1 pseudogene is annotated in these 517 nt (G+C 52.0%); it reads left to right on the top strand.

Annotated elements, in window-relative coordinates:
- Window positions 1–517: pseudogene (locus R7E78_RS30570) on the top strand (flagellar hook-length control protein FliK); the annotation flags it as partial.

Below are 517 nucleotides of genomic sequence, written 5' to 3'. Positions count from 1 at the left end.
AAGCTCAGGCGAACACCTCAGATGCATTGGATGGTTCGGTGTCACTTGATCCTGTGACGCTCGGCTTTGAAGGTCAGGCGGTTCAGCTGGTTTCAATTGATGAGCTGGAAGTCATTGATACCAAATTGGCGCAAGGCAAACCTCTGAGCGAACAAGAAATCGATGTCATTGAAGGTTTGAGAGCGGGTGACGTCGTCGCGGATATTCCTGAGCAAGAGCTAGCCCAGTTGGTTGCGCTGCCAACGGACGTGAAAGCCATTCTTGCGGAGCAAAATACAACGCAGCATAACAATGTACGAAACGGCAGTGAACGAACAGCCGCTACAGTCGCGATGGGGCAACAAGCACAATACGTAAACGCGCAAGAGATGAAGCACGCCGCTGCGCAAGCGCCAATGGCTCAACATGCCGATAAACTTGCGTCCGCACCAATGCCTGATGCGCTGGTGGCGAATAATTTCAACCCAGCAGTTCAAATGGCTGCTAATGGGGAAGTGAGCCACAAAGCGATCAATGC

The sequence above is a fragment of the Vibrio sp. YT-19(2023) genome (assembly GCF_033337395.1).
This window is presented reverse-complemented; position numbering and strand designations above follow the sequence as displayed.